Origin of the sequence: Arthrobacter sp. zg.Y820 (assembly GCF_030125555.1) — a bacterium.
In the GTDB taxonomy this organism is placed as follows: domain Bacteria; phylum Actinomycetota; class Actinomycetes; order Actinomycetales; family Micrococcaceae; genus Arthrobacter_B.
On sequence record NZ_JASKLX010000010.1, the window covers coordinates 322206 to 345815 of the forward strand.

At 67.0% G+C, this 23610-nt stretch carries 19 protein-coding genes; 4 read left to right on the forward strand and 15 right to left on the reverse strand.

Annotated features, from left to right (window positions below; genetic code table 11):
- Positions 1–103: 103 nt before the first annotated feature.
- The 14 genes from QNN99_RS13510 to dinB form a co-directional block, all read right to left on the reverse strand.
- The gene (locus QNN99_RS13510) at positions 104–1057 is read right to left on the reverse strand and encodes a cell division protein FtsQ/DivIB (protein WP_229966972.1); all 954 of its coding nucleotides are present in this window, start codon (positions 1055–1057) and stop codon (positions 104–106) included.
- The gene (gene murC, locus QNN99_RS13515; RefSeq protein ID WP_229966973.1) at positions 1050–2510 is read right to left on the reverse strand and encodes a UDP-N-acetylmuramate--L-alanine ligase; all 1461 of its coding nucleotides are present in this window, start codon (positions 2508–2510) and stop codon (positions 1050–1052) included. Before murC ends, QNN99_RS13510 begins: the two co-directional genes overlap by 8 nt.
- A complete protein-coding gene (gene murG, locus QNN99_RS13520) occupies positions 2507–3616 on the reverse strand; it encodes an undecaprenyldiphospho-muramoylpentapeptide beta-N-acetylglucosaminyltransferase (RefSeq protein ID WP_229966974.1) in 1110 nt (369 codons plus the stop codon). Before murG ends, murC begins: the two co-directional genes overlap by 4 nt.
- Positions 3613–4977: a putative lipid II flippase FtsW gene (ftsW, locus tag QNN99_RS13525; RefSeq protein ID WP_229966975.1), complete on the reverse strand. Its 1365-nt coding sequence runs from the start codon at positions 4975–4977 to the stop codon at positions 3613–3615. Before ftsW ends, murG begins: the two co-directional genes overlap by 4 nt.
- The gene (gene murD, locus QNN99_RS13530; protein ID WP_229966976.1) at positions 4978–6570 is read right to left on the reverse strand and encodes a UDP-N-acetylmuramoyl-L-alanine--D-glutamate ligase; all 1593 of its coding nucleotides are present in this window, start codon (positions 6568–6570) and stop codon (positions 4978–4980) included.
- On the reverse strand, positions 6552–7655 hold the full coding sequence (gene mraY, locus QNN99_RS13535; protein ID WP_229966977.1) for a phospho-N-acetylmuramoyl-pentapeptide-transferase: 1104 nt from the start codon (positions 7653–7655) through the stop codon (positions 6552–6554). Before mraY ends, murD begins: the two co-directional genes overlap by 19 nt.
- Positions 7655–9178, reverse strand: coding sequence for a UDP-N-acetylmuramoyl-tripeptide--D-alanyl-D-alanine ligase (locus tag QNN99_RS13540; protein WP_229966978.1), 1524 nt, complete (start codon positions 9176–9178; stop codon positions 7655–7657). Before QNN99_RS13540 ends, mraY begins: the two co-directional genes overlap by 1 nt.
- 6 nt (positions 9179–9184) lie before the next feature.
- Positions 9185–10831, reverse strand: coding sequence for a UDP-N-acetylmuramoyl-L-alanyl-D-glutamate--2,6-diaminopimelate ligase (locus QNN99_RS13545; protein ID WP_229966979.1), 1647 nt, complete (start codon positions 10829–10831; stop codon positions 9185–9187).
- A 143-nt stretch (positions 10832–10974) separates the two neighbouring features.
- Positions 10975–12765, reverse strand: coding sequence for a peptidoglycan D,D-transpeptidase FtsI family protein (locus tag QNN99_RS13550; RefSeq protein WP_229966980.1), 1791 nt, complete (start codon positions 12763–12765; stop codon positions 10975–10977).
- Positions 12766–12794: 29 nt separating this feature from the next.
- Complete coding sequence (gene ftsL / locus QNN99_RS13555) at positions 12795–13559, reverse strand: cell division protein FtsL (RefSeq protein ID WP_229966981.1); 765 nt, start codon at positions 13557–13559, stop codon at positions 12795–12797.
- Positions 13556–14554, reverse strand: a complete 999-nt coding sequence (gene rsmH, locus QNN99_RS13560; RefSeq protein WP_229966982.1) for a 16S rRNA (cytosine(1402)-N(4))-methyltransferase RsmH — start codon at positions 14552–14554, stop codon at positions 13556–13558. The genes ftsL and rsmH overlap by 4 nt, the downstream gene beginning before the upstream one ends.
- Before the next feature lie 218 nt (positions 14555–14772).
- Positions 14773–15204, reverse strand: a complete 432-nt coding sequence (gene mraZ, locus QNN99_RS13565) for a division/cell wall cluster transcriptional repressor MraZ (RefSeq protein ID WP_229966983.1) — start codon at positions 15202–15204, stop codon at positions 14773–14775.
- Between the two features lie 294 nt (positions 15205–15498).
- Positions 15499–15882 (reverse strand): SCO2097 family morphological protein, encoded by a 384-nt coding sequence (locus QNN99_RS13570; RefSeq protein WP_229966984.1) that lies wholly within the window; start codon positions 15880–15882, stop codon positions 15499–15501.
- A gap of 231 nt (positions 15883–16113) precedes the next feature.
- A complete protein-coding gene (gene dinB, locus QNN99_RS13575; protein WP_284015988.1) occupies positions 16114–17361 on the reverse strand; it encodes a DNA polymerase IV in 1248 nt (415 codons plus the stop codon).
- 388 nt (positions 17362–17749) lie between these two features.
- On the opposite strand from dinB, the gene QNN99_RS13580 reads away from it, so the two are divergent.
- Both QNN99_RS13580 and QNN99_RS13585 read left to right on the forward strand, forming a co-directional pair.
- Complete coding sequence (locus QNN99_RS13580; protein WP_229966985.1) at positions 17750–18040, forward strand: hypothetical protein; 291 nt, start codon at positions 17750–17752, stop codon at positions 18038–18040.
- A 6-nt stretch (positions 18041–18046) separates the two neighbouring features.
- On the forward strand, positions 18047–19153 hold the full coding sequence (locus QNN99_RS13585) for a polyprenyl synthetase family protein (RefSeq protein WP_229966986.1): 1107 nt from the start codon (positions 18047–18049) through the stop codon (positions 19151–19153).
- Between the two features lie 181 nt (positions 19154–19334).
- Here QNN99_RS13585 and QNN99_RS13590 read toward each other — a convergent pair whose 3' ends face one another.
- Entirely contained in the window at positions 19335–19688 is a 354-nt protein-coding gene (locus QNN99_RS13590) for an Rv2175c family DNA-binding protein (RefSeq protein ID WP_229966987.1), read from the reverse strand.
- A 278-nt stretch (positions 19689–19966) separates the two neighbouring features.
- Between QNN99_RS13590 and QNN99_RS13595 the strand changes: the two genes are divergently transcribed.
- Together QNN99_RS13595 and QNN99_RS13600 are read left to right on the forward strand one after the other, a co-directional pair.
- On the forward strand, positions 19967–21247 hold the full coding sequence (locus QNN99_RS13595) for a LysM peptidoglycan-binding domain-containing protein (protein ID WP_229966988.1): 1281 nt from the start codon (positions 19967–19969) through the stop codon (positions 21245–21247).
- A gap of 86 nt (positions 21248–21333) precedes the next feature.
- Positions 21334–23526, forward strand: coding sequence for a Stk1 family PASTA domain-containing Ser/Thr kinase (locus QNN99_RS13600; RefSeq protein WP_284015985.1), 2193 nt, complete (start codon positions 21334–21336; stop codon positions 23524–23526).
- Positions 23527–23610: the final 84 nt, after the last annotated feature.

Sequence of the window (23610 nt, forward strand, 5' to 3'; positions counted from 1 at the left end):
GTTATGTCAAGTAATCCTCTACCTGTGACGCTATGGGGCGAAAACTGGTTCTGCAATTACCTCTGCCGCGTGTCGGATTTTTCTTTGCCCCAAGAGGTAAATATCACCGTGTTACCGGTGCGCTCGGAGTGCTGACATCAAATACCTTGATCGGCGGATCCTTGGGCGGCATCTTCATCAGCGCTTCCAGGGTGCGGGCCTTGGCCACATTGGATTCGGCGCTCCCCCAGAATACCTTCTGTCCGTTGAGGAGCTGCAGCTCCACGGAGTCGACCGACGATGCCGAGGCGTGGTCAAGCTGCGCCAGGACATCTTCGGGCAAAACGGACAGGACGGACGTGACAGTGCTGAACACCTCCGTGTTCACCGCCTCGGTTCCGCCGTCGATCAGCGGCAGCCGGGCCTCGGCCCGGTTGGCCGCCGTGCCGATGGCCAGGCCATCGTCGTCAATCAGCAGGAAGGCGTCGCCGCTCTGCAGGACGGCCACCGGGACCCGCTCGGCTATGGTCACCACAATCTCGGACGGCGGCTGCGCCACCACGTCCACGCCGGCGACCTCCGGCCGGTCCGCCAGCAGCACCGCGACGTCGTCGTCGGCAATCGTGGTCAGCGGCTGTCCCATCAGCGGCTGCAGGGCGCTCTGCACCTCTTCGGTGGACAGCAGCGAGTTGCCCTGCACCGTCACCGTCTTCAGCGCCAAAGCCGGCGAGAAAAACAGGACGGCCAGAAACGCGCCGAACAGGACAACACCGGACACCGCCGAGATGAGCAGCCACCGCCGACGCCGGCGGACCGGCGGTTGGGGAAAGGACAGGACCGTGGCGGAGACAGTCGCCTCGCCGGCGGAACCAGCTCCCCAGGATGTTCCTTCCCCGGCGCGGAGCCGCGGGTCCGCGCCGGCCCCGGAATGGTGGGATGCCCGGTCGGCTCCGCGGCGCGGACCGGCGGTCCGGCGCGGTTCGCCGTGCCCGGAACGGCGCAGGCCGTCCCCGCTTCGGGCGGACGGTCCGGGGCGTCCCTGGTCCACCGCTGGCCGGCGCGGCTTCCGGCTACCCACGGTGTCCCTCACGGGACGCGGGCGGAACCGCCGCTGCGGCGGAATCTCCGGCGGGGCCGGTTTCAGCGGTCCGGGCGAGTTCCCGCACCAGGACGGCACCGAACGCGGTGACGTCGCCGGCACCCACGGTCAGGATGATGTCGCCGGCCGCTGCGCGGCGGCAGATGTCCTGCACGGCTCGGGCCGGATCGGGCGCGTAGCCGCCGGGACGGTTCACGCGGGCGGTGATCAGCTCGCTGGTGACGCCTTCCACCGGGTCTTCCCGCGCGGCGTAAATGTCCAGCACTGTCGCGCTGTCCGCCAGCTCCAGGGCGGAGGCGAACTCCGCGGCAAAGGCCAGCGTCCGGCTGAACAGGTGCGGCTGGAACAGGACGTGGACGCGGTGCTCCCCGGCAACCGTGCGGGCGGCCTCCAGTGCGGCCACCAGTTCGGTGGGATGGTGGGCGTAGTCATCGAAGACCCGGACGCCGCGCACGGCGCCCTTGGCTTCAAACCTCCGGGCCGCACCGGAGAACACTGCCAGCCCTGCCGCGGCTCGGGCCGGATCCACGCCCAGTCCGAGTCCGACGGCGAAGGCCGCAGCAGCGTTGCGGATGTTGTGCGCCCCGGGAACCAGGAGGCGCAGTTCCTGCTCGCATTCCAGGCCGTCGAGGCTGAAGCGGAGCACGGAGACCGAACCGCTGGCCACCGGCCGGGTCTTGGTGATGCGGATGTCGGCCGTCTCGCTGTAGCCGTAGGTGCGGACCTGCGCAGCGCCGGAGCGGCTCACCACGTCGACGGCACCGGGATCATCGGCGCAGGCCACCAGCAGGCCGTCAGCGGGCAGCAGCCGGACAAAACGGTCAAAGGAGGCGAAGACGGCTTCCTCGGTGCCGTAGTGGTCCAGGTGGTCGGCCTCGACGTTGGTGATGACGGTGATCCGGGGCAGGTAGTTCAGGAACGAACCGTCGGATTCGTCGGCCTCGGCAACGAACACGTTGCCGCTGCCGTGCGCGGCGTTGACCCCCAGCGCAGCGACATCGCCGCCGATGGCGAAGGACGGATCCAGTCCGGCTTCGCGCAGCAGGACGGTCACCATCGCGGTGGTGGTGGTCTTTCCGTGTGTTCCGGCGACGGCCACCACCTCCTGGTTGCCCATGGCCGCGGCCAGGGCAACGGACCGGTGAATGATCCTCAGCCCCGCGGCCCGGGCCGCGGCAAGTTCAGGATTCTCCGATCGGATGGCAGTGGAGATCACCACTGTGTCCGCGCCCTGCACATTCGCGGCATCCTGCCCGACAAATACGGTGGCGCCCAGGGCTTCCAGGGCGCGGAGCCCCGGTGAATCACGGGAGTCGGAGCCGGAGACGGAAACGCCTTGGCCCATCATTACCCGGGCAACGGCTGACATGCCCGCTCCCCCAAGCCCAATGAAATGCACCCGTCCGAGGTCCGACAGCTTCAGCCTGCTCATGCGCGGAACCTTACGTTTGCTTCGAGAATGAATGTCGCCATCTGCCGGTCGGCGTCCCGGATGCCCTGGGCGGCCGCGGCCGCGGACATCGACTCCAGCGCTGCGGGATCGGCCAGCAAAGGTATCAGCTTGTCCGATATCCACTCCGCTGTGAAGAGGCTGTCCGAAACGAGAAGCGCTCCGCCGGCGGCGACGAGGCCGGCAGCGTTCAGCGCCTGCTCACCGTTGCCGTGCGGCAGCGGCACCAGCACGGCGGGCAGGCCGACGGCGCTGATTTCGCAGACGGTGCCGGCACCGGAGCGGGCCAGCAGCAGGTCGGCGGCAGCGTAGGCCTGTTCCATGCCGTCGACGTATTCGACCTGGTGGTAGCGCGGGGCGCTCAGCAGTGCGCCGTCGGCGGTGAACAGTTGCTTGCCGCGGCCGGTGATGTGCAGGGTCTGGATGCCCGCGGCGGCAAGGGCCGGGAGCGATGCTTCCACGGCCCGGTTGATGGAGGCCGCACCGGAGGAGCCACCGGTGACCACCAGGGTGGGCAGCGACGGATCCAGGCCGAGGGCGGCGCGTGCTCCGGACCGGGCGGCGTGCCGGTCCAGGCCGGAGATTTCCCGCCGCATCGGCATTCCCACCAGCCGGGCGCCGGGCAGCCGGGTCTCGGCGAAGGCCGTGGCAACGACGTCGGCAAAGCGTGCGCCGACGCGGTTGGCCAGCCCGGGGCGGGCGTTGGCCTCGTGCACGATGATCGGCAGCTTCCGGCGGCGGGCGGCAAGATAGACCGGGGTGGAGACGTAGCCGCCCACGCCCACGACGACGTCGGCGGCGGCTTCGTCGAGGATGTCGCCGGCCTGCGTTACGGCGCGCAGCAGCCGGCCGGGCAGGCGGACCAGATCGGCGCCGGGCCGGCGCGGCATTGGCACGCGGTCGATGACGGCCAGCTCAAAGCCGGCTGCCGGAACGAGCCGCGTTTCCATCCCGGCGGCGGTGCCCACAACCTTGATGCGGGACTCCGGCGCGGAGTCCCGCACGGCTCCGGCCACCGCAAGGAGCGGGCTGATGTGCCCGGCGGTGCCGCCTCCGGCGAGGACGAGGGAAAGGGGACGTTGCGTCATGGAGCTGATGGTTCACTTTCGGGAAGTTTGTGTTCGGGGACTTTGCGGGCGAAGGAGAGCAGGACACCGATGGCGGCCAGGGTGAAGGTCAGGGAGGACCCGCCGTAGGAGATGAAGGGCAGCGGTACGCCGATCACCGGAAGGAGCCCGGTCACCATGGCGATGTTCACGAAGGCCTGCCCGATGATCCAGACCAGGATGGAGCCGCAGAGGATCCGGATGAACGGATCCGTGTGTCGCATCGTCATCCGGATCGTGGCCACGGCCAGGACGCCGAAGAGCAGCACGATCAGGAGCGTGCCCAGCAGGCCGAACTCCTCACCGATGATCGCGAAGATGAAGTCGTTGTGGGCTTCGGGGATCCAGCTCCACTTCTGCCGGCTCTGCCCGATGCCCACACCGAACCAGCCGCCGGAGGCCAGGGCGTACATGCCGGCATTGGCCTGGTCGCACACGCCTCCCCCGCAGTCCAGCTTCAGCCACGCGCTGATTCGGCTGGAGCGGTTGCCGCTGAGCGCCGACATCAGCACCGCGGCGCCCGCGCCCAGTCCCACCAGCGCGGTGAGGAAGCGCAGCGGCGCCCCGGCAAAGAAGAGGGCGGCAATCATGATCATGCCCATGATGATCACGGTGCCCAGGTCGCTGCCGAGCATGACCAGCCCGATCAGCAGCAGCCCGCCGGGGAAGACCACGGGAACCAGGGCGTGCTTCCACTGGGTGATGAGCTTCTGCTTCAGGGACAGCATGGAGGCGAACCAGATGGCCATGGCCAGCTTCGCCGCCTCGGAGGGCTGCCCGGTGATCGGACCAATTTCGATCCAGTTCCGGTTGCCGTTCACTTCCTTGCCGATCCCCGGAATGAGTACCAGGATCAGCAGCACGGCGGCCAGGGCCATCAGGCCCCATGCCATCTTTTTGAACGTTTTGGGACCGAGCCGCGACAAGCCCAGCATGGCGGCCACGCCGAGCCCGGCGAACATGGCCTGTTTCACGAAGAAGTTGAAGGTACTGCCCACCGATTCACCGGCCGAGGCGGCGATGGACTCCACCGAGGATGCCGAAAGCACCATCATCAGTCCGATGGCCGTCAGCGCCAGCGAGGCGCCCAGAATCGTGTAATAGGCCGATCCGGTGGCTGTGCGGCGGCTGCCATCGATGAGGACGATGCCGCGTTCGAACATCGACGGTTTCTTGCCCGGCGCGGCGGGCGCGCGGGACGCAGGCCGGGAGCCTGCGGACGCGGGCCGGCCCGACGACGGCGTGCCGGTTCCCCGGCCCGAGGCCGCCGGTGAGGTGCCGGCGGCCGGCCGCTTGGAGCGAAGCACAGGCTTGCGGGGGTTTCCTGAGGACGTAGTGACCATCTAGGACTCCTTGGTGGTCTGCGCCTGTCCTTCCACGTACCCGCGGACAGCCTCGATGAAAGCGTCGCCGCGGTGTGCGTAGGACGCGAACTGATCCATGGATGCCGCTGCCGGCGCCATGAGGACCGTGTCTCCGGAACGGGCCTCAGCGGCTGCGGCGGCGACAGCCAGGGCCATCACTTCCTCCCCGCTGACTACTGGTACGGAGGCGGGCCTTCCACCAGTGTGGGGCGGAACGGCGTCAATCACCCGGATGCCCGGGGCGTGTCGTGCCAGGGCCTCGCGAAGCCGGGAGGAATCGGCGCCGATCAGGATGACCGCACGCAGCCGCGGAGCCTGGGTCCGGACGAGGTCGTCGTAGTCCACTCCCTTGGACAGTCCGCCGGCAATCCAGACCACCGGGTCGAACGCCGAAAGCGAAGCGGCGGCCGCATGCGGGTTGGTGGCCTTGGAATCGTCGACCCAGAGGATGTCATTGAGGCGGGCCACCGGCTGGATGCGGTGTGCACCGGGGGCATAGGCCCGAAGCCCGTCCCGGACGGCAACCGGCTCGACGCCGAAAGCCCGCACCAGGGCTGCAGCCGCCAGGGCGTTGGCCACCATGTGCCGCGGCGCCGGTTCGCCGACGTCGGCCAGGGAGGCCAGTTCCGCGGCGGAATCCTTGCGCTGTTCGATGAAGGCGCGGTCCACCAGCAGGTTTTCCACCATGCCCACCATGGAGACGGCGGGCATGCCGGTGGTGAAGCCCACGGCGCGGCAGCCTTCCACGACGTCGGCTTCTTCGACCATGTGCTCGGTCTCGGACTGCTCAGCGTTGTAGATGCAGGCGACGCGGGTGTTTTCGTAGATCTTTGCCTTGTCGGCCAGGTACGCCTCGTAGGATCCGTGCCAGTCCACGTGGTCCTCGGCGATGTTCAGGCACACGCTCGCCAGGGGCGAGATCGAGGAGGACCAGTGCAGCTGGAAGCTGGAGAGTTCCACCGCAATAACGTCGTAGCCCTGCGGATCGCGGATGGCGTCCAGGATGGGAGTGCCCACGTTGCCCGCGGCGATGGCGCGCAGGCCGGCGGCGCGGAGCATGCTCTCGGTCATTGACACGGTGGTGGTCTTGCCGTTGGTTCCGGTGATCGTCAGCCACTCGGCCGTCTTGCGGCCTTCGCGGACGCGGACCCGCCACGCCAGTTCCACATCTCCCCACACCGGGATGCCGGCATCGGAAGCGGCGGTCATCAGGGGGTGGGATGGGCTGAATCCGGGCGAGGTGACCACCAGTTCAGCCGGCTCGCCGTCCACCAGCGGCAGCTCCTTGGCGGAGTCAGCGCCCAGCAGGACGTCGGCGGCACCCACGATCTGCAGGGTGTCGGCCTTGGCGCGGTTCTCTTCGGTGTCCTTCGCATCCACGACCACCACGCGGGCGCCGAGCTCGATCAGGGTGTCGGCTGCCGAGAATCCGGACAGGCCGATCCCGGTGACGACCACGCGCAGTCCGCGCCAGGGCGCGTCCCAGGTGGTCAGTCCGTCCAGCCGCGATGTTCCGGCCTCAGTGTTGCCGGACCCGGTGTCTGCTGAGTCGCTCAATTTCCGACCACCCATTCCGCGTAGAAGAGGCCCAGGGCGACGGCGACGCAGAGACCTGCCACGATCCAGAACCGGACCACGACAGTGACCTCAGCCCAGCCCTTGAGCTCGAAGTGATGCTGCAGCGGTGCCATTTTGAACACGCGCTTTCCGCCGCTGATCTTGAAGTACCCCACCTGGATGATCACCGAAAGGGTGATGATCACGAAGAGCCCGGCAAGGATCACCAGCAGCAGTTCGGTGCGGGAGAGGATGGCGAACGCCGCGATGGCACCGCCGATGGCCAGGGATCCGGTGTCGCCCATGAAGATCTTGGCCGGTGAGGTGTTCCACCAGAGGAAGCCCACCAGGGAGCCGGCGATCGCGCCGGCGAGCAGGGCCAGGTCCATCGGGTCGCGGACCTCGTAACAGACGGCCCCGGAGCCGGGGGCTCCGCAGCTCTGGTTCGACTGCCAGATGCCGATCAGGAAGTAGGCGCCGAAGACCAGGATCGAGGCGCCGGCGGCCAGGCCGTCCAGGCCGTCGGCCAGGTTCACGCCGTTGGTGGTGCCGGTGATGATCACGATGGCCCACAGGATGAACAGGATCGCGCCAATCAGCGTTCCGGCGAAGGCCAGGTCGACTCCGGTGTCGCGGATGAAGGAGATTCTGGTCGAGGCCGGAGTCCGGCCCTGGTCGTTCGGGAAGTTCAGGGCCAGGATCGCGAAGGTGACGCCCACCAGGGTCTGCAGGATCAGCTTGGCCTTGGCGTTCAGGCCCAGGCTGCGCTGGCGGGAGATCTTGGTGTAGTCGTCAATGAACCCCACCATTCCCATGCCGACCATCAGGAACAGCACCAGCAGCCCGGAGACTGACGGTCCGAAACTGCTGGGATTGATGGCGTAACTGATCAGGTGAGTGATGAAGTAGGACGCCACGACTGACGCGACGATGACGGTGCCGCCCATGGTGGGCGTGCCGCGCTTGGTGTGGTGCGAGGTCGGTCCGTCGTCGCGGACAAACTGCCCGTAACTTTTCCGCACCAGGAACCGGATGAAGAGCGGGGTGCCGATGAAGGCAAAGACCAGGGCCAGCGAAGAGCCGATAAGCAGGGAAACCACTACTGGACGCCTCCGGCTTCCCCGGCAGGTTCCGGGCTGGTGTGCTGCGGCCGGGATTCCGGCGGCAGGGCGGAGGTTGAAGATGGGGCGTTCAAAGCTATCCGATCACCGAGGTAGCGCAGGGCAGCGCCGTTTGAGGATTTGAAAAGAACCAGGTCGCCGGGTTCCAGTGAAGCGTTGAGGATGCGTTCGGCGTCCTCGGCTGTTTCCACGAAAATGGATTCGTCGCCCCAGGACCCTTCCATGACCGCACCGGTGTGCATGGCGCGTGCACCGGTGCCGACCACAATGAGCTGGGAGATGTTCAGGCGGACCACGTAGCGGCCGACGGCGTCGTGCTCGGTGACTGCTGAGTCGCCGAGTTCGAGCATTTCGCCCAGCACGGCCCAGGTGCGCCGCCCCTGGCCCAGTTCGGCCAGGGTGCGCAGGGCTGCCCGCATGGATTCGGGGTTGGCGTTGTAGGCATCGTTGATGACGGTGACGCCGTCAGCGCGGTCGGTGCGTTCCATGCGCCAGCGGCTGGCAGCTTTCTGTCCGGAGAGCCCGGCCGCGATCCGGTCGCCCGGAATGCCGGCGGCAAAGGCGGCAGCGGCGGCGGCCAGGAGGTTTGCCGTGTGGTGGGCGCCGATCAGCCCGGATTCCACCGGGTGTTCGCTGCCGTCCGGGAACCGGAGGGTGAAGACGGGCCGGCCGAGGGCGTCAGTGCGGGCATCCACGGCGCGCAGCGCCGATTTTGCTCCGTGCGCTGCCTCCGGCGACGACGTGAAGTACAGGACCCCGACGTCCGAACCTGCCCGTGCCGCCATGGCGGAAACCCGGATGTCGTCGGCGTTCAGGACGGCGGTGCCGCCCGGTGCCAGTGCCTCAACGAGTTCGCCCTTGGCCTTGGCGATGTTTTCCACGCCGCCGAACTCCCCGGCATGCGCGCTGCCCACGCCGAGGACGACACCGATGTCGGGCTTCACCATCGACGCCAGGTACTCGATGTGGCCGATGCCGGTGGCGCCCATTTCAACCACGAGGTAGCGCGTGCCGTAACCGGCGCCGAAAATGGTCAGCGGAACGCCGACCTCGCCGTTGTAGGACCCCATGGGAGCCACTGTTTCGCCTTCGGCGCGCAGGATGCCGGCCAGCAGGTCCTTGGTGGTGGTCTTGCCCGCCGATCCGGTGATGCCGATGACGGTCAGCGGCGCATCGGCCCGCAGCCGCCGGACAATGTCGCCGGCCAGCACACCCATGGCCAGGACGGCGTCGGGAACCAGGATGGCCGGGTACACGCCGCCGGAGGGATCCTGGACCGGACGCTCGACCAGGGCCAGGACCGCGCCGCGGGCGAAGGCCGCTTCGACGAAGAGGTGTCCGTCGGAAGCCTCGCCGGGTTTGGCGATGAACAGGGACCCCGGGGAGGCTTCCCGGGAGTCGGTTGTGGCCGAGTTCACGATCGCGTTCGGCGCCTGCGCGGCCCCGCCAATCAGTTCGCCGCCGGTAATTTCCGCTATGTCTGCTGCACTAAGTTCAATCATGACGATCTAGGACTCTACCCCGTCGCCGGACAGCACAGGGAATCCGTACCTTGTCAAAGCCTGCCTCAGTTCAACGCGGTCGTCGAGGGCCACATTCACTCCTTTAACCTCTTGGAAAATCTCGTGTCCCCGGCCCGCGACAAGCACTGTGTCCTGCGGGCGCGCCAGTGCCACGGCACGGTCTATGGCCGCTGCACGCGGTGCCACCTCAAGGATCTCGCAGGGCAGGGCTTCCTGCTCGCGGGCGGCCTGCGCTCCGCCGAGAACGTCGGCGCGGATGGCCGCTTCGTCCTCGTCGTGGGGATCATCGTCGGTGACGATCACCACGTCGGCGAGCCGGGCTGCGATGGCCCCCATCAGGGGGCGCTTGGTCTGGTCGCGCTCACCGGTGGCACCAAAAACGATGATCACGCGCGGTTTCGGTTCCGCGGCGGGAGCGGCGTCGTCGCTGCCTGCTGCGTCACCGGCGGCGGGAGCTTCCCGGCGCACGGATTCCAGGGTCCGGGCCAGCGCGTCGGGGTTGTGGGCAAAGTCCACGATTGCTGCGGGCGCCTCGCCGACCAGCTGCATCCGGCCCGGAACTTCGACGGTGAAGGGGTCGCTGCGGTCCAGGGCGTCCTGCAGCTCAGCCGCGTCGACGCCCGAGGCCAGGACCATGAGGGCCGCCAGCGCCGCGTTGGAGACGTTGAAGGTGCCGGGCAGCCCGGTGCCGGCCCGCAGGACGGCTCCGGCAGGGCCGCGCAGCACGAAGCGGTGGCCCAGCCCGGCGCGGACGACGTCGGTGACCCGCCAGTCCGACCCGGGGCCGCCGTCGCGCGTGGTCAGCGTCCAGACCGGGACCGGGGAGGCGGCGGCCATGCGCGCACCCCATTCATCGTCAACGGTGATGACGGCGCGCTTGGCGCGCTCGGGCGTGAAGAGGGCTGCCTTGGCCGCGAAGTACTCTTCCATGGAGCCGTGGAGGTCCAGGTGGTCCTGGGTGAGGTTCGTGAAGCCGGCGACGTCGAAGACCACGCCGTCCACGCGCCGATAGGAGATGGCGTGCGAGGACACTTCCATGGCCGCGGCGTCCAGGCCCTTTTCCCGCATCAGGGCCAGCAGCCCGTGAACCTGGGGCGACTCGGGAGTCGTGAGTGTGCTCGCGATGGGTTCTCCCCCGGCGAGGATTTCAATGGTGCCGATGAGCCCGGTGGTCTTGCCCAGGGCTCCGAGCAGCGAATTGATGAAGTAGGTGGTGGTGGTTTTGCCGTTGGTGCCCGTGACGCCGAACAGGGTGGGCGTGCCGGCGTCCCGGGGCTGGCTGCGGAAGACGGCTGCGGCGAGCGGTCCCACAATGCGCCGGGGATCGGCCGTGACGAAGACGGGGACCGGCAGCGACTGCAGCTGCGCGGCGCCGTCGGGGTCGGTCAGCACGGCGGCGGCCCCGGCGGCAGCAGCGGCAGCGGCGAAGCGGGCACCGTGGTGGCGGGCGCCGGGCAGCGCCACGTACAGGTCTCCCGGCCGGACCTCGAGGGAGCTGATGGTGAGGCCGGTCAGCAGAATGCCGCGGTCATCGTCGGTGTCCCGGGCAGGTGCGATCCCCGGCAGCCCGTTGGCGGCCAGGGCGTCGGCTGCCGCCCGGAGGGAGACGGGATCTTGCGCGGATGGCCGCATTCCGCTTCCCGGCTGGGGCGGATTGCGCTGATCACTTGTAGGCACTGCATTACTCCAGAAAATTGACGTGGTACTCGGCAAGGGGAGGCCCGGTACTTGCGGTGGTCAGGCGCCGGCGCGGGCCGGTGCCTGGGATAACGGAGTCAGTACTCCACGGGGTACAGCTCCGGTTCCGAGTCGGACGGCGGCACGTTTTGAGAGGTCAACGCCTGTTCCATGACCTTCTTGAAGGTCTTCCCCGGATCCAGGACCTGCAGTGACCCCTCGGGGCGCTGCAGCGTCACCACCACCACGTACTTGGGATCGTCCATGGGTGCAATACCAGCATAGGAGAGTGTGTAGCCGTCATAGCCCCCATTCGCCGGCGCCTCGGCCGTACCGGTCTTGGAACCGACTCGGTACTGCTCCAATTTCCCGCCGGCACCCGATCCTTCGGCCGTAACGGTCTCGAGCATGTGCTGGACTTCACTGGCCGTCTCCTCCGAGACCACACGGGTGGATTTCCCCTCCTCGGCCGGAGTCTCAGTGCCGTCGGCCGCCACGTAGCTGTCAATCAGGCTTGGCGCCAGCCGTACGCCGTCGTTGCCGATGGTCTGGTAGACCATCGCGGTGTGCAGCGCTGTCTGGGCCAGGCCCTGGCCGAAAAGCACCGTGTACTGCTGGCGGGTGTCCCATTCGTCGGGTTCGGCCAGGATGCCCACTGTTTCGCCGTTGAGGCCCACGTTCAGCGGTTCGCCGAAGCCGAACTTGCGAAGCCAGTCGTAGCGCTCCTGCCGCGTCAGCTGCTGGCCGATCATGACGGTGCCCGTATTCATCGACTTCGTCAGGATGCCCGCGGCCGTCATGTGCACCGTGCCGTGATCGAAGGCGTCCTTGAAGGTCTGGCCCTCCACCGTGTAGGTGGACGGAATTTCAAACTCGGTCAGCGGGTCAATGATGCCCTCTTCCAGGGCCGCTGCCATGGTGATGACCTTGGTGGTGGAACCGGGTTCGAAGGGAACCGTCACGGACAGCGGCTGCCGGGATTCCGCCGGGGTCAGGCCCGGATTGTTCGGGTCCACGGTGGTCGATTCGGCCATGGTGATGATGCGGCCGGTCTCAACCTCGACAACCACCACGTTGCCCCACTCGGCGTTGTAATCCTCCACCTGGCTGGCAATGGTTTGCTGGGCAAACCACTGCAGGTCCTGGTCGATGCTGAGTTTGACCGACTCACCGTCCACCACCGGAGAGTCCTCGTTGGTGGCATAGGGAATCCGGATGCCGTCTCCGCCGATTTCGTAGGTCTTGCTGCCGGCCTCGCCGGCCAGGATGTCGTCTTGGGTGAGTTCCAGGCCTTCCTGCGGTCCGTCGGTTCCCAGGAACCCCACAATGGAGCCGGCCACCGCTCCGGAAGGATAGGTGCGCAGCGTCGTCCGGTCGGCGTAGATGCCGGGGAACTTGACGGCCAGGACCTTGTCCTTGATCTCCGGGGTGACGGTCTTGGCGACGAAGTTGAAGGAGTTGTCCCCCAGCACCGCATTGCGGAGCGTGTCCGGATCCTGCCCGAGGATGGCGGAGAGTTCCTCGAAGGCCTGGTCGAAGCTGATGTCCTCCAGCAGTCCCTCCGCGTTGCGGCGGGGGTACTCCTGCTCTTCGGTGTAGTCGTGGGACAACGTCTGGTCCACGACCAGGTCGAACCGCTCAACACTGCGGGCGAGATACTTGCCCTCGGAGTCAAGGATGCTGCCGCGCAGCGGCGGGATGGTCTGCGTGGTCAGCCGCTTTTCCACGGCCGCCTCGGCCATGCCCTCGGGATCCACCGCCTGCACTTGGAAAAGCCGCACCCCCAGCACTGTCAACAGCACCAGTGCCAGGATCAGGCCGGTCCGCAGCCTGCCGGTAACGATGGCAACCCTGTGGTTGTCCCTTCCGGAACCCCGCTCTTTTGCCACAACGTATCCTCGTCACTGCTCAGTAAAAATTAGTATCCGCTTCTCTGGACCGGAGCCGGAATGGTTCCGCCGTTCAGATCTGCTTCCTGTTCGGCCGGAGCCGGTTCTGCGCCGGCAGCTTCACCGGGTGCCGCCGGCACGGCGGCTGCTTCGTCGGCGGCCTCGGCTTCCCTCGCCTCGGCTGCCCGGACTGATTCGTCGGCGGCCGGAGCAGGTTCCACTCCGGCCGGGGCTATCGGCTGGGTCAGCACGTTGGGGGCACTGATCAGGACCGGCGGCGGAGTGCCTTCCTCTGCCGGAACGGGATTACCCGTGACGGCAAGGGTCTGCAGGTCAATGCTCCCGAAGGTCGAGGCGGCAACCATGCCCAGATCCGCGGCCGCCGCGGCCAGGACCTGCGGCGCTTCGTGGTTTTCCAACTGCTGGGTCAGGGCTTCGTTGCGCTGGGCCAGCTCGGTCCGCTCGGTATGCAGTTCGACCAGGCGGTACTGGCCGCTGGAAACCGAGATGTTGAGCAGCAGGACAGCGCCCAGACCCAGGATCAGGGCGATAAAGCAGAAGACGACGAGCGGAGCGCGGCGGCGCCGCTTGGAAGCGGGCACCACGGAGAGCGGGGTCCGGCGGCGGGGCGCCGGGGATGCCGGGGATGCCGGGGATGCCGGGGATGCCGGGGATGCCGGGGATGCCGGCGGCAGTGTTCCCGGATTCCAGTCCAGGGCCCGGACCGTATTGCCGTGGGTTGCCCGGCGGGCGGCACCGGCGGCCGTGTGCGGCCGTGTCTGTACCTGCGTCATGATCCTGCCCTGTCGGTCGGGATGCGGATCCGTTCAACGGCCCGCAGCTTTGCGGAGGCGGCACGCGGATTCTCGGCAATTTCTTCGTCGGTGGGAACTTCGGTTCCCTTGGTCAGCCGCAGCAGCTGGGCCTTGTGCTGTTCAAGTTCCACCGGGAAGCCCTTGGGAGCGGAGGAGCTTGCCCCCGCCGCAAAGACGCCCTTGACGATCTTGTCCTCCAGCGAGTGGTAGGACATGACAACTACTCTGCCGCCGAGGTTCAGGACGGACAGGGAGGCCGGAATCGCGCGCTCCAGAACGTCGAGTTCCTCATTGACTTCAATCCGCAGCGCCTGGAAGGTCCGCTTGGCGGGGTGTCCCCCGGTGCGGGCGGCCCCGGCCGGCACCACTGTGCGGATCGCGTCCACCAATTCACCGGTGGTGGTGAACGGCTTGGCAGTCCGGGTGGCCACGATGGCGGAGGCAATGCGGCCGGCGAACTTCTCCTCGCCCCATTTGCGGATGATGCGGACGAGGTCCGCTTCACCGTACGTGTTAACAATGTCGGCCGCGGTGCGTCCGCGGCTCGTGTCCATCCGCATGTCCAACGGTGCGTCATAGGAGTAGGCGAATCCGCGGTCCCGCTCATCGAGCTGCAGCGAGGAGACGCCCAGATCGAAGAGTGCGCCGTCGATGCCGTCGAAGCCCAAGTCGGCGACGACGTCGGCGATCTCGTCGTAGATGGCATGCACCAGGTCGATGCGGTCCTCGAAAGGTGCCAGCCGTTCGCCGGCCAGGGCCAGGGCCTGGCGGTCGCGGTCGATGCCGATCACGTGCAGCTGCGGGAACCGGGCCAGCATGGCCTCGGTGTGCCCGCCCATGCCCAGCGTGGCATCGACGACGACGGCTGAGCCGCGCTCGGCCACTGCTTTTTCGATGGCCGGTGCCAGCAGATTAATGCAGCGGTCACGCAGCACCGGAACATGCCGTTCTTCGGTAGGGCGTTCTTCGCTCATCTGCTGTCCTTCCGCGTCCTGGGACGGCGGCGTAGTTCTTATATCAGACCCCCATCCGCGCCTCACGCTGCCGGCGCCTGGCTCCGGGGAAGTGAGTCAGGTGCCGGCCTTGCGGGGCGGCTGGAGATCTCATGCAAGAAACCGCTGCGGTCCGGTCTCTGTTTGTTTGGTGGATATTCGTGGGGGTGGTGCGGGTACTGCTGGTCGGAAGTGCCGGCCTAGAAAATGCCCGGCATGGTTTCCTCGTCGGTTTCCGAGAACGCCGTTTCCTGCTCTTCGAGGTAGGTCTGCCATGCTGATGCATCCCAGATTTCAGCCCTGGTCCCGGCACCAATCACTGCCAGTTCACGGCCGAGTCCGGCGTAGGCCCGCAGCGCCGGCGGAATGGTGATCCGGCCCTGCTTGTCCGGGACTTCATCGGATGCTCCCGAGAGAAAAACCCGAATGTAGTCCCGTGCCTGACGCGAGGAGAGCGGAGCTTCCCGCATCTGTTCGTGGACCCGCTCGAATTCTTTCGAACTGAAAACGTAAATGCAGCGCTCCTGGCCTCTTGTGAGCACCAGTCCCTCAGCCAGCTCCTCGCGGAACTTTGCCGGCAGAATGAGCCGCCCCTTCTCGTCCAGGCGCGGTGAATGTGTTCCGAGGAACATCAGTCACCACCTGTCTGATTGGAAGAAGTTCCTCCTGCGCTGCCCCTACACTCTTATAGCCTCCACTTTACTCCACTTCACTCCACAGTCAACGATTGGGCAGCCGAACTGCGGCGCGCCGCGCCTTTTCTTCCGCGGATCGGCGCGGAGAAGGGCAGGTGGAGGGCTCGGAGCGCAAAAAGCCGTCGCGGGGCGTTGTTGGCCTCGGCTCTTAAACCCAAAAAGACCCGCCGCAGCGGGTCTTTTTCGAATCGTGGATGACCGGTGGAGGAAGGTGGTGCGGGCCTCCGGAGGTTACTGGTCCCGCTTTCGCTCATCCCATTTATTTTCCAGATTGCTCATGAAATTCTTCGATGACGTGGCCTCGCGTTCCTTCTTGCGTGCCGGCGAATTCGCCTGCGCGCCGCGCCTGCCGCGCGTCGTCGCGTAGTACACGCCCGATCCCATCACCAGGAAGCCGAGAATTCCCAGGATGAGGCTGATCGGCATTTCCAATGAAACCCCTCGGAGGAGCAGCGCGATGCCCGCCACTGCGACCAGGGATCCGATCACTATCCGCCGGGTCGAAATACCGGCGCCGGCCGGAGTCGCCATCGAATTTGCGAATTTGGGGTCCTCGGCGTGTAATTGCTGCTCCAACTGGTCCAGCAAGCGCTGCTCGTGTTCCGAGAGTGCCATTACTGCCTCCTTGCGGTCCGAAATTCTCTGTAACCCAACCAACGATCCCGGTACCGGGACGGTTCCCGCTCCCGACACCCCGGCTGGCTGCGGAGACGCCCCGGGAAATCGGGGCACCGCCAGACCGACAACCCGGGCAGAACGCGTGTTGTGCTTACGTCTTAGGATAGGTGGCATTCTGGTCGGGGGAAAGCGGTGGGAGGCACAGCGGGGATCCATTCCGCCTAGGGCTTAGTCTGCGCCCGCAGGCGGCGGAACAGCCGGTCCCGGAGTGCGGCCCGGCCGGCCCCTGCGGGTGGGGTCCAGCAGACGGGCCGGCATGACGCCGAGCTCGCCGAACCGGGCGTTGATCTTGTCCAGGGCGTCTTCGGCCGACCGCCAGTTGTCGTCGCGGCCGTCAAGGGTCAACTGGACCGCCGCGCCCTCCGCCGCCTCCAGCCGCTCCGTGCGGAGCCCGATCAGCCGGACGCTCATCCGCCGGGGTCCCAGCGCGGCGAGCAGCGCCCGCGTTTCCTCGTAGATGAGCTGGGCGCTGTCCACCGGCTCGCGAAGCGTGCGGGTCCGGGTGAGTGTGGAAAAGTCCGCGTAGCGCAGCTTCAGCGACACCGCGCGGCACTGCAACCCTGCGGCCCGGAGCCGGGCAGCAGTTTTGTGCGCCAGGCGCAGCAGCTCCGTGTGCAGGGTCTCGTCGTCGGACACGTCCCGGGCGAATGTCTCCTCTGCGCCGATGCTCTTTTCCCGCCGCACCGGAGTGACGCTCCGCGGGTCGCGCCCCCAGGCCAGTTCGTAAACGTGCTCACCGGTGGCGCCCAGCAGGCGCTTGAGGACACTGACCGGAGTGCGTGCCACGTCTTCAACCGTTGAAATGCCCACCCGGGCAAGGGTTTCCCTCGTCTTGGCCCCCACTCCCCACAGGGCCGAAACGTCCAGGGTATGGAGATACGCGACGGTTTCGCTGCGCGGAATCAGCAGCAGGCCGTCCGGTTTGGACCGGGTGGACGCAATCTTTGCCACGAACTTAGTGGCGGCGATGCCCACGCTGGCCGTGATGCCGAGCTCCGCAGCCACCCGGCTGCGGATCAGCTCGCCGATGACCCGGGGCGGCCCCAGCAGCCGCATGGCACCGGCGATGTCCAGAAAAGCTTCGTCAACGCTGAGGGGCTCCACCAGCGGCGTGATGGACTCGAAGATCGCCATGAGCCGCCCCGATACCTCCCGATAGTCCTCCTGGTGCGGCTCCAGAATGACCGCCTGCGGACACTGCCGGTAGGCGACGGACATCGGCATCGCGGAATGGACGCCGTAGCGCCGTGCCTCGTAGGAGGCCGACAGGACCACCGATCTGCCCCCGAGGCCGCCCACGATGATCGGGCGGCCCGTCAGCTCGGGTCGTTTCAGCAATTCCACCGAAACGTAGAAGGCATCCATGTCCACGTGCATGATGGTGCAGTCGCGGTTTTCGCTGGGGCCATTGCTCACCCCTTCATGGTAGACAACGGGTCCGACGTTTTCGTTTCGCCTAGACTGGGGACCAGATCCTGACCCCCACCAGAAGCGGACACCAATGAATAAGCCCCTGATTGCCCTTACCGCCGCTGCCCTGTTATTGGTTGCCTCCGGCTGCACCCAGGACACCGAATCGACGAATTCCGGTACGGCTGAAACGCCGGCGTCGAGCGCGTCTCCGTCGGCTTCGCCGTCCGCCTCTGCCTCCCCCTCCGGTACGGCGTCCGCGTCCGGCTCGGCGTCCGCCTCCGGCTCGGCGTCGCCCAGCGGTTCTGCCTTCCCCAGCAGCTCGGCCACGCCGACTGAAAAATCCACAAACTCCGCCATCGCTGAAGGATTTCCCACTGACGTCATTTCGGTGATGCCGAAGTCCACTCCGGTCTCCACCAGCTTCGAGGAAACCCCCGAACTGTTCACCGCCTCGCTGACGGCCACAACCAGCGCTTCCACCGAGGAAATCCTGGCCTACTACGCCGGGGAATTCGAGGCGCAGGGCTTCACGCCCAATGACGCCAAAAACGAGGGAACCGCCACGCTCCGGCAGTTCGTGCGCGCCGGTGGTGACGACCTGGCCAACGTGACAGTTGTTCCCCGCGACGGCAGCTTCACCTATACGGCCAGCATTAATCTGCTCCCAGAGTCAGCCAAGTAGGCCGGCATGGGGAATGTCCTTCCTGCCCCCGAGGTGGCAGTTCGTGAACAGGCGGAGTACCGGAAGCTTCTCGGCAGCGAGCTGGACGCCTTCCTCACCGAGCAGCAGGCAGTGCTCCAAGAGGTTTCAATGGAGGCGCTTCCGCTGCTCGACGCCGTCTCCTCCCTGGCTCAGGGCGGAAAGCGGCTGCGGGCACTGCTGAATTACTGGGGCTGGCGCGGCGCCGGCGGGGCCGAGCTGGGCGGACCAGCGGTCCGGGCGGGCGTCGCACTGGAACTGTTCCAGAGCGCTGCCCTGATCCATGACGACATCATTGACCGCTCCGACACCCGCCGCGGCGGGCCCAGCGTCCACCGTCGGTTCAGCACCGCGCACACTGAGGCCGCCTGGCACTTGGACGGCACCCACTTCGGTTCGTCAGCCGCCATCCTCGCCGGCGACCTGTGCCTGTCCCTGAGCGAGGAAATGTTTTCAGCAGTCGGCGCCCAGGCCGCGCACGGCACACCGGCCCGGCGGATCTTCAACCGCATGCGCACCGAGGTCATGGCCGGGCAGTACCTGGACATCCTCGAAGAGGTGGTGGGACCCACGCACGAGCCCGAGCGGGCCGTCGTCCGGGCCCGGAACATCCTGCGTTTCAAGTCAGCGAAGTACACCACTGAGCACCCGCTGACCCTGGGCGGAGCCCTGGCCGGAGCTTCAGAGGAGCTGCTCGACTGGTACTCCCGGTTTGCGCTGCCGCTCGGAGAGGCATTCCAGCTGCGCGACGACGTCCTGGGCGTTTTCGGCGATCCGGCGCAGACCGGAAAGCCCGCCGGCGATGACCTGCGCGAAGGCAAGCGCACGGTGCTGATCGCCTACGCGCTGGCACTGGGCGGACCCTCCGCCCGCGACGTGATCGGCTCCGCGCTCGGTCGGACCGATCTGGACGACGACGGCGTAGCCGCGCTGCGCGCCCTGATCGAGGACTCCGGGGCGCTGGCGGCAACGGAAACCCTCATAGAGGGACACACCCGCGCCGCCTTTGACGCACTGGAGCAGATGCCGGTCGACGACGTGGCCCGGGCTGCCCTGACCTCCCTGGCCCACGCCGCAGTCACCCGCTCGGCCTGACGGTACGTCCCTGCGCCGGCGAGGCAACAATAGGCAGCAGGTAATACAACGGCGAAGCAAAACAGCAGTAATACAAGCGGCGCAGTAATACAACAGCAGCGGCTCCCATTGGGAGCCGCTGCTGTGTTATTTGCGTCCTGCTTTATATTTCAATGTCTTACTATCTATCCGTGTTTGTGCGCTACCAGCCCAGGGCCTGGGCGCGGCGGCGAATTTCGGTCTTCCGCCCCTCGCGCAGGGCATCCACCGGACGTCCGGGCAGCGAGTCATCCGCGGTAAAGAGCCAGCGAATCATTTCGCGGTCGTTGTAGCCGGCATCGATCAGCACGGAAATGGTGCCTTTCAAGCTGTCCAGGACAGCGCCGTCGGCGATAAAGGCGGCCGGGATGCTGCGGATTTTGCGCTCCCCCAGCCGTACGGCCACCAGCGCACGCTCTTCGAGCATGCTGTGCACCTTGGTAATGGAAACGTTTAGTTTTTCAGCCACATCGGGCAGGGTCAGCCAGTCGGAAACAAGTTCCTCAAGTTCAGTCACCTTCCTAGGTTCCCATGAGAACCCCGTTCGGAGCCACTTCCCTCACTCGTTACTCAATGGAAATCGAGACGCAGTGTCTACTCAGGTAGGCCGGAGACCCGCGGTAGTGTAAATTCGCTTACGTTACAGAAATCACTTCTGTCACACCCGCACCATTATTGCCACTGGTTTAAAACGAGTTGCGGTAAAGGCCGCGCCGTCTACAGATGAGGAAACAACCCTTTATGACTGCTCAGTCGATTCAGGGAAGCAATTCCCCGCGTTCCAGCTTCAGGGGAATGCCCCGCAAACTCAGTGTTGCCGTTACCACCGCGGCCATTCCCGCCGTCATGATGTCAGCACTCGTGCTTGCCGAACCGGCTCAGGCAGCTCCCGTTGGCCCGAACGCTGCGCTTTCCCCGCAGGTTCCGCTCCAGGCCATCAAGAACCTGACCGCCGGAACCGCGAACGTTGCGGCGCCCTCGCAGCTGGCCGCCCAGATTCCGTTTACCATTGCGACGGAATCCAGCGTGCCCGCCACTCACCGCATTGAGGCCGGCGATACCGCCAGTTCCATTGCCGTGCGCTACGGCGTGTCGCTGGATGAAGTACTTCGGGTGAACAACCTGCAGAGCAGTTCGCTGATCTTCGCCGGCGAGGAACTGCGCCTGCCTGCCGGCGGCTCGTCAGCAGCGTCTTCGACGTCCGGCGCAGCTGCCGGCACTTACACCGTGGAAGCAGGCGACACGCTGAGCGGGATTGCCTCCTCGAACGGAGTCGGCCTGGAGAGCGTCCTGGCGGTGAATGGCCTGACCATGACGTCAGTGATCATGCCCGGCCAGGAAATCGCCCTGTCCGGCGGTTCGGCCTCCGCCGCAGCTCCGGCATCTGCAGCCGCAGCGAACCACACCGTCGAGGCCGGTGACACCCTGACCGGGATCGCCGCCCGCCACGGCGTCAGCGTGGCCGCGCTCATGTCGGCCAACGGCATGGATGAGAGCACCGTCCTGTTCCCGGGCGACGTCGTCGTCCTTTCCGGCGGCGCAGGCGTCACCACCCTTGCCGCGGCTCCGGCCGAAGCCGCCCCCGCGGACCTGGTTCCCAACACCTTCCTGCACTACACGTACCCGGACGACGTGGTCGCCGACGCCAACGTCAACAAGCAGGCGTTGAACGGCGCGGCAGTGCCCGGGCAGGCCGAGATGCAGCAGATCGTGGCCCAGACGGCGGCGCAGATGGGTGTCGACCCGGCCCTGGCGATGGCCTTCTCCTTCCAGGAGTCCGGCTTTGACCAGCGGGCAGTCTCCCCCGCCAACGCCATCGGCGCCATGCAGGTCATCCCCAGTTCCGGAGATTGGGCATCGGACCTCGTGGGACGCCAGCTGAACCTGCTGGATCCCTATGACAACGCCACCGCCGGAGTTGCGATCATCAGCTCGCTCATGCAGACCAGCGACAGCTTGGAAAACGCCGTTGCCTCCTACTACCAGGGCCAGTACTCAGTGACGACCCATGGCATGTTCGAGGACACCCGCGGCTATGTGGCCTCGGTGCTGGCGCACCGCGAGTCCTTCTCCTAGGACGCGCAGCTGCTTGACGCAGGAGGGCAGGGCCCGGATCGGGTGTCGATCCGGTCCCTGCCCTTTCGCGCACGTAGGATCGTAGGGTGCATGATTCCGGAACTGACCCCAGAGGAAATGACCCCATAGTAGGCACCGTGGTGGACGAGCGCTACCGGGTGCTCTCCCGTATTGCCCGCGGCGGTATGTCCACGGTCTATCTGGCCACTGACCTGCGCCTGGACCGGGACGTCGCCCTCAAGGTCCTCTACCCCCACCTGGCTGCCGACCGCGGCTTCCTCGACCGCTTCGAGCGGGAGGCCAAGTCCGCCGCCCGGCTGTCCCATCCGCACGTCGTCGGAGTCTTGGACCAGGGGCTCGCCGAAAACAACCTGGCGTATCTGGTGATGGAGTATGTTCCGGGCAAAACGCTGCGTGAACTGCTGGAATCCCGGACCCGCCTGACTCCGCGGCTCGCCCTGGCGCTGCTGGACGCCGTCGTCGACGGCCTGGCCGCAGCCCACAACGCCGGACTGATTCACCGGGACGTCAAACCCGAGAATGTGTTGCTGGCCGACAGCGGCAGCATCAAGATTGCCGACTTCGGCCTGGCCCGTGCGGTGTCCACCAGCACCAACACCGGCACGCTGGTGGGAACCGTTGCCTATCTGGCGCCCGAGCTGGTCACCGGCGCCGGTGCCGATGAGCGCAGCGACGTGTATTCCGCCGGCATCATGCTGTATGAAATGCTGACCGGCCGCCAGCCTTTCACCGGCACGGCGCCCATCCAGATCGCCTTTCAGCATGTGCACTCCACCGTGCCGGCGCCGTCCGACGCCTGCCCCGGCCTGGCCCCCGATCTGGATGAGCTGGTGCAGTGGTGCACTGCGCCTGACCCTGACAACCGTCCCGTGGACGGCAAGGCGCTGCTGGGCGAGCTGCGCCACATTCGGACGTCCCTCACCGATGAACAGCTGGATTTCCGCTGTGCCGACCCCGCCGGAGAGCAGTTTCCCTCCGCATCCGGTGTCACCGAAGCCCCGCAGGCCGACACCACGACCGCCCTTCCGCGGCCCCCGGCCGGTGCCACCGAAGTCATCTCGACCGCGGGCGCAGCCGCTGCGACGGGGGCCGGGGCCTATCCCACCGAGGTCATCCGCCGGTCCGACAACGCGACCTCGGTGTTTCCTGCCGGCGGGCGAGGTCCCGGAGGCCCGCACCTGCCTCCCGATAGTTCCGGCGGTTATCCGGCAGGCGAGACCGCCGACGACGACAGCGCCAACGCTCCGGAGCATCCGGCCCCGGGAACCCGCACCGAACGGCGGCAGGCCCGCCGGGAGGCGAAGGCCTTCGAGCGGCAGTCCAGCCGGGACGCGCACCGCCCGAAAATCTCCCTGCGGCGCGGACGGCCGCGGCGGCGCGGCGCGCTGTTGATCGTGCTCGCCGTGCTGCTCATCACCGGTGCGCTGTTTACCGGCTGGTTCTTCGGCCGCGGGCCGGGCGCCGTCGTCACCGTTCCTGATGTCGCGAACGTCTCGCAGGAGGCGGCCGGCGCCCTGCTCAGCGGTGAGGGGCTGCAGTACTCCACAAACGAAGTCCACGACGAAATGGTCGCCGCCGGGCTGGCTGTGGGAACGGATCCCGACGCCCCGGCCGAAATCCGGCGCTATCAGCCGGTGACCCTGCTGATCAGCATGGGGCCCGAGCTGTTTGATGTCCCCAACGTGGTGCAGCGGACCGCGGAGTCGGCGTCGGAGAACATTACGGATGCCGGCCTCGTCGTCGGCGCGGTGACCGAGGAATACAGCGAAACCGTCGATGCCGGCAAGGTCATCAGCCAGTTCCCGGCGCCGGACACGCAGCTGCGGCGGGATGCCGCCGTGAACCTGGAGGTGTCGCTGGGGCCCGCCCCCGTGGAAGTGCCCTCCGTCGTGGGAAAGTCGGAGGCGGAAGCAGTGAAGATTCTTGAAGAGTCCGGGCTGACGGCGGAAGTCCTTCCCGAGCAGGTAAACAGCCGCGAGGCACCCGACGGAGCAGTGGCCGCCCAGACACCGGCCGCCGGCCAGGTGCAGCGCGGTTCGGCCGTGGAGCTGACCATCTCGAAGGGTCCCGTCATGGTGTCGGTGCCGAACGTCGTGCGCCGGTCCCCCGACGAGGCTCGGGCGCAGCTGGAGGGTCTGGGCTTCCAGGTCCAGATCAGCGAGCTGCTGGGCGGCCTCCTTGGCATCGTCCAGTCACAGGATCCCAGCGGCGGATCGATGGCACCGGAAGGGTCGGTCATCACGCTGCGGGTGGTCTAGCGGTCCTCCGCCCCGAAATGGCAGTAGGGGGGCCACCCCCACCGGGGGGGGGCTCCGCCGTTGCGTTCGGGGGGCGGATTCGCG

Bases quoted from the DNA above. Each gene is read 5' to 3' on its own strand.
- murC (WP_229966973.1), bottom strand. From the start codon at position 2,510: ATGAGCAGGCTGAAGCTGTCGGACCTCGGACGGGTGCATTTCATTGGG.
- murG (WP_229966974.1), bottom strand. From the start codon at position 3,616: ATGACGCAACGTCCCCTTTCCCTCGTCCTCGCCGGAGGCGGCACCGCC.
- ftsW (WP_229966975.1), bottom strand. From the start codon at position 4,977: ATGGTCACTACGTCCTCAGGAAACCCCCGCAAGCCTGTGCTTCGCTCC.
- murD (WP_229966976.1), bottom strand. From the start codon at position 6,570: ATGGGTGGTCGGAAATTGAGCGACTCAGCAGACACCGGGTCCGGCAAC.
- QNN99_RS13540 (WP_229966978.1), bottom strand. From the start codon at position 9,178: ATGATTGAACTTAGTGCAGCAGACATAGCGGAAATTACCGGCGGCGAA.
- QNN99_RS13545 (WP_229966979.1), bottom strand. From the start codon at position 10,831: ATGCGGCCATCCGCGCAAGATCCCGTCTCCCTCCGGGCGGCAGCCGAC.
- ftsL (WP_229966981.1), bottom strand. From the start codon at position 13,559: ATGACGCAGGTACAGACACGGCCGCACACGGCCGCCGGTGCCGCCCGC.
- rsmH (WP_229966982.1), bottom strand. From the start codon at position 14,554: ATGAGCGAAGAACGCCCTACCGAAGAACGGCATGTTCCGGTGCTGCGT.
- mraZ (WP_229966983.1), bottom strand. From the start codon at position 15,204: ATGTTCCTCGGAACACATTCACCGCGCCTGGACGAGAAGGGGCGGCTC.
- QNN99_RS13570 (WP_229966984.1), bottom strand. From the start codon at position 15,882: ATGGCACTCTCGGAACACGAGCAGCGCTTGCTGGACCAGTTGGAGCAG.
- QNN99_RS13580 (WP_229966985.1), top strand. From the start codon at position 17,750: ATGCCGAAGTCCACTCCGGTCTCCACCAGCTTCGAGGAAACCCCCGAA.
- QNN99_RS13585 (WP_229966986.1), top strand. From the start codon at position 18,047: ATGGGGAATGTCCTTCCTGCCCCCGAGGTGGCAGTTCGTGAACAGGCG.
- QNN99_RS13595 (WP_229966988.1), top strand. From the start codon at position 19,967: ATGCCCCGCAAACTCAGTGTTGCCGTTACCACCGCGGCCATTCCCGCC.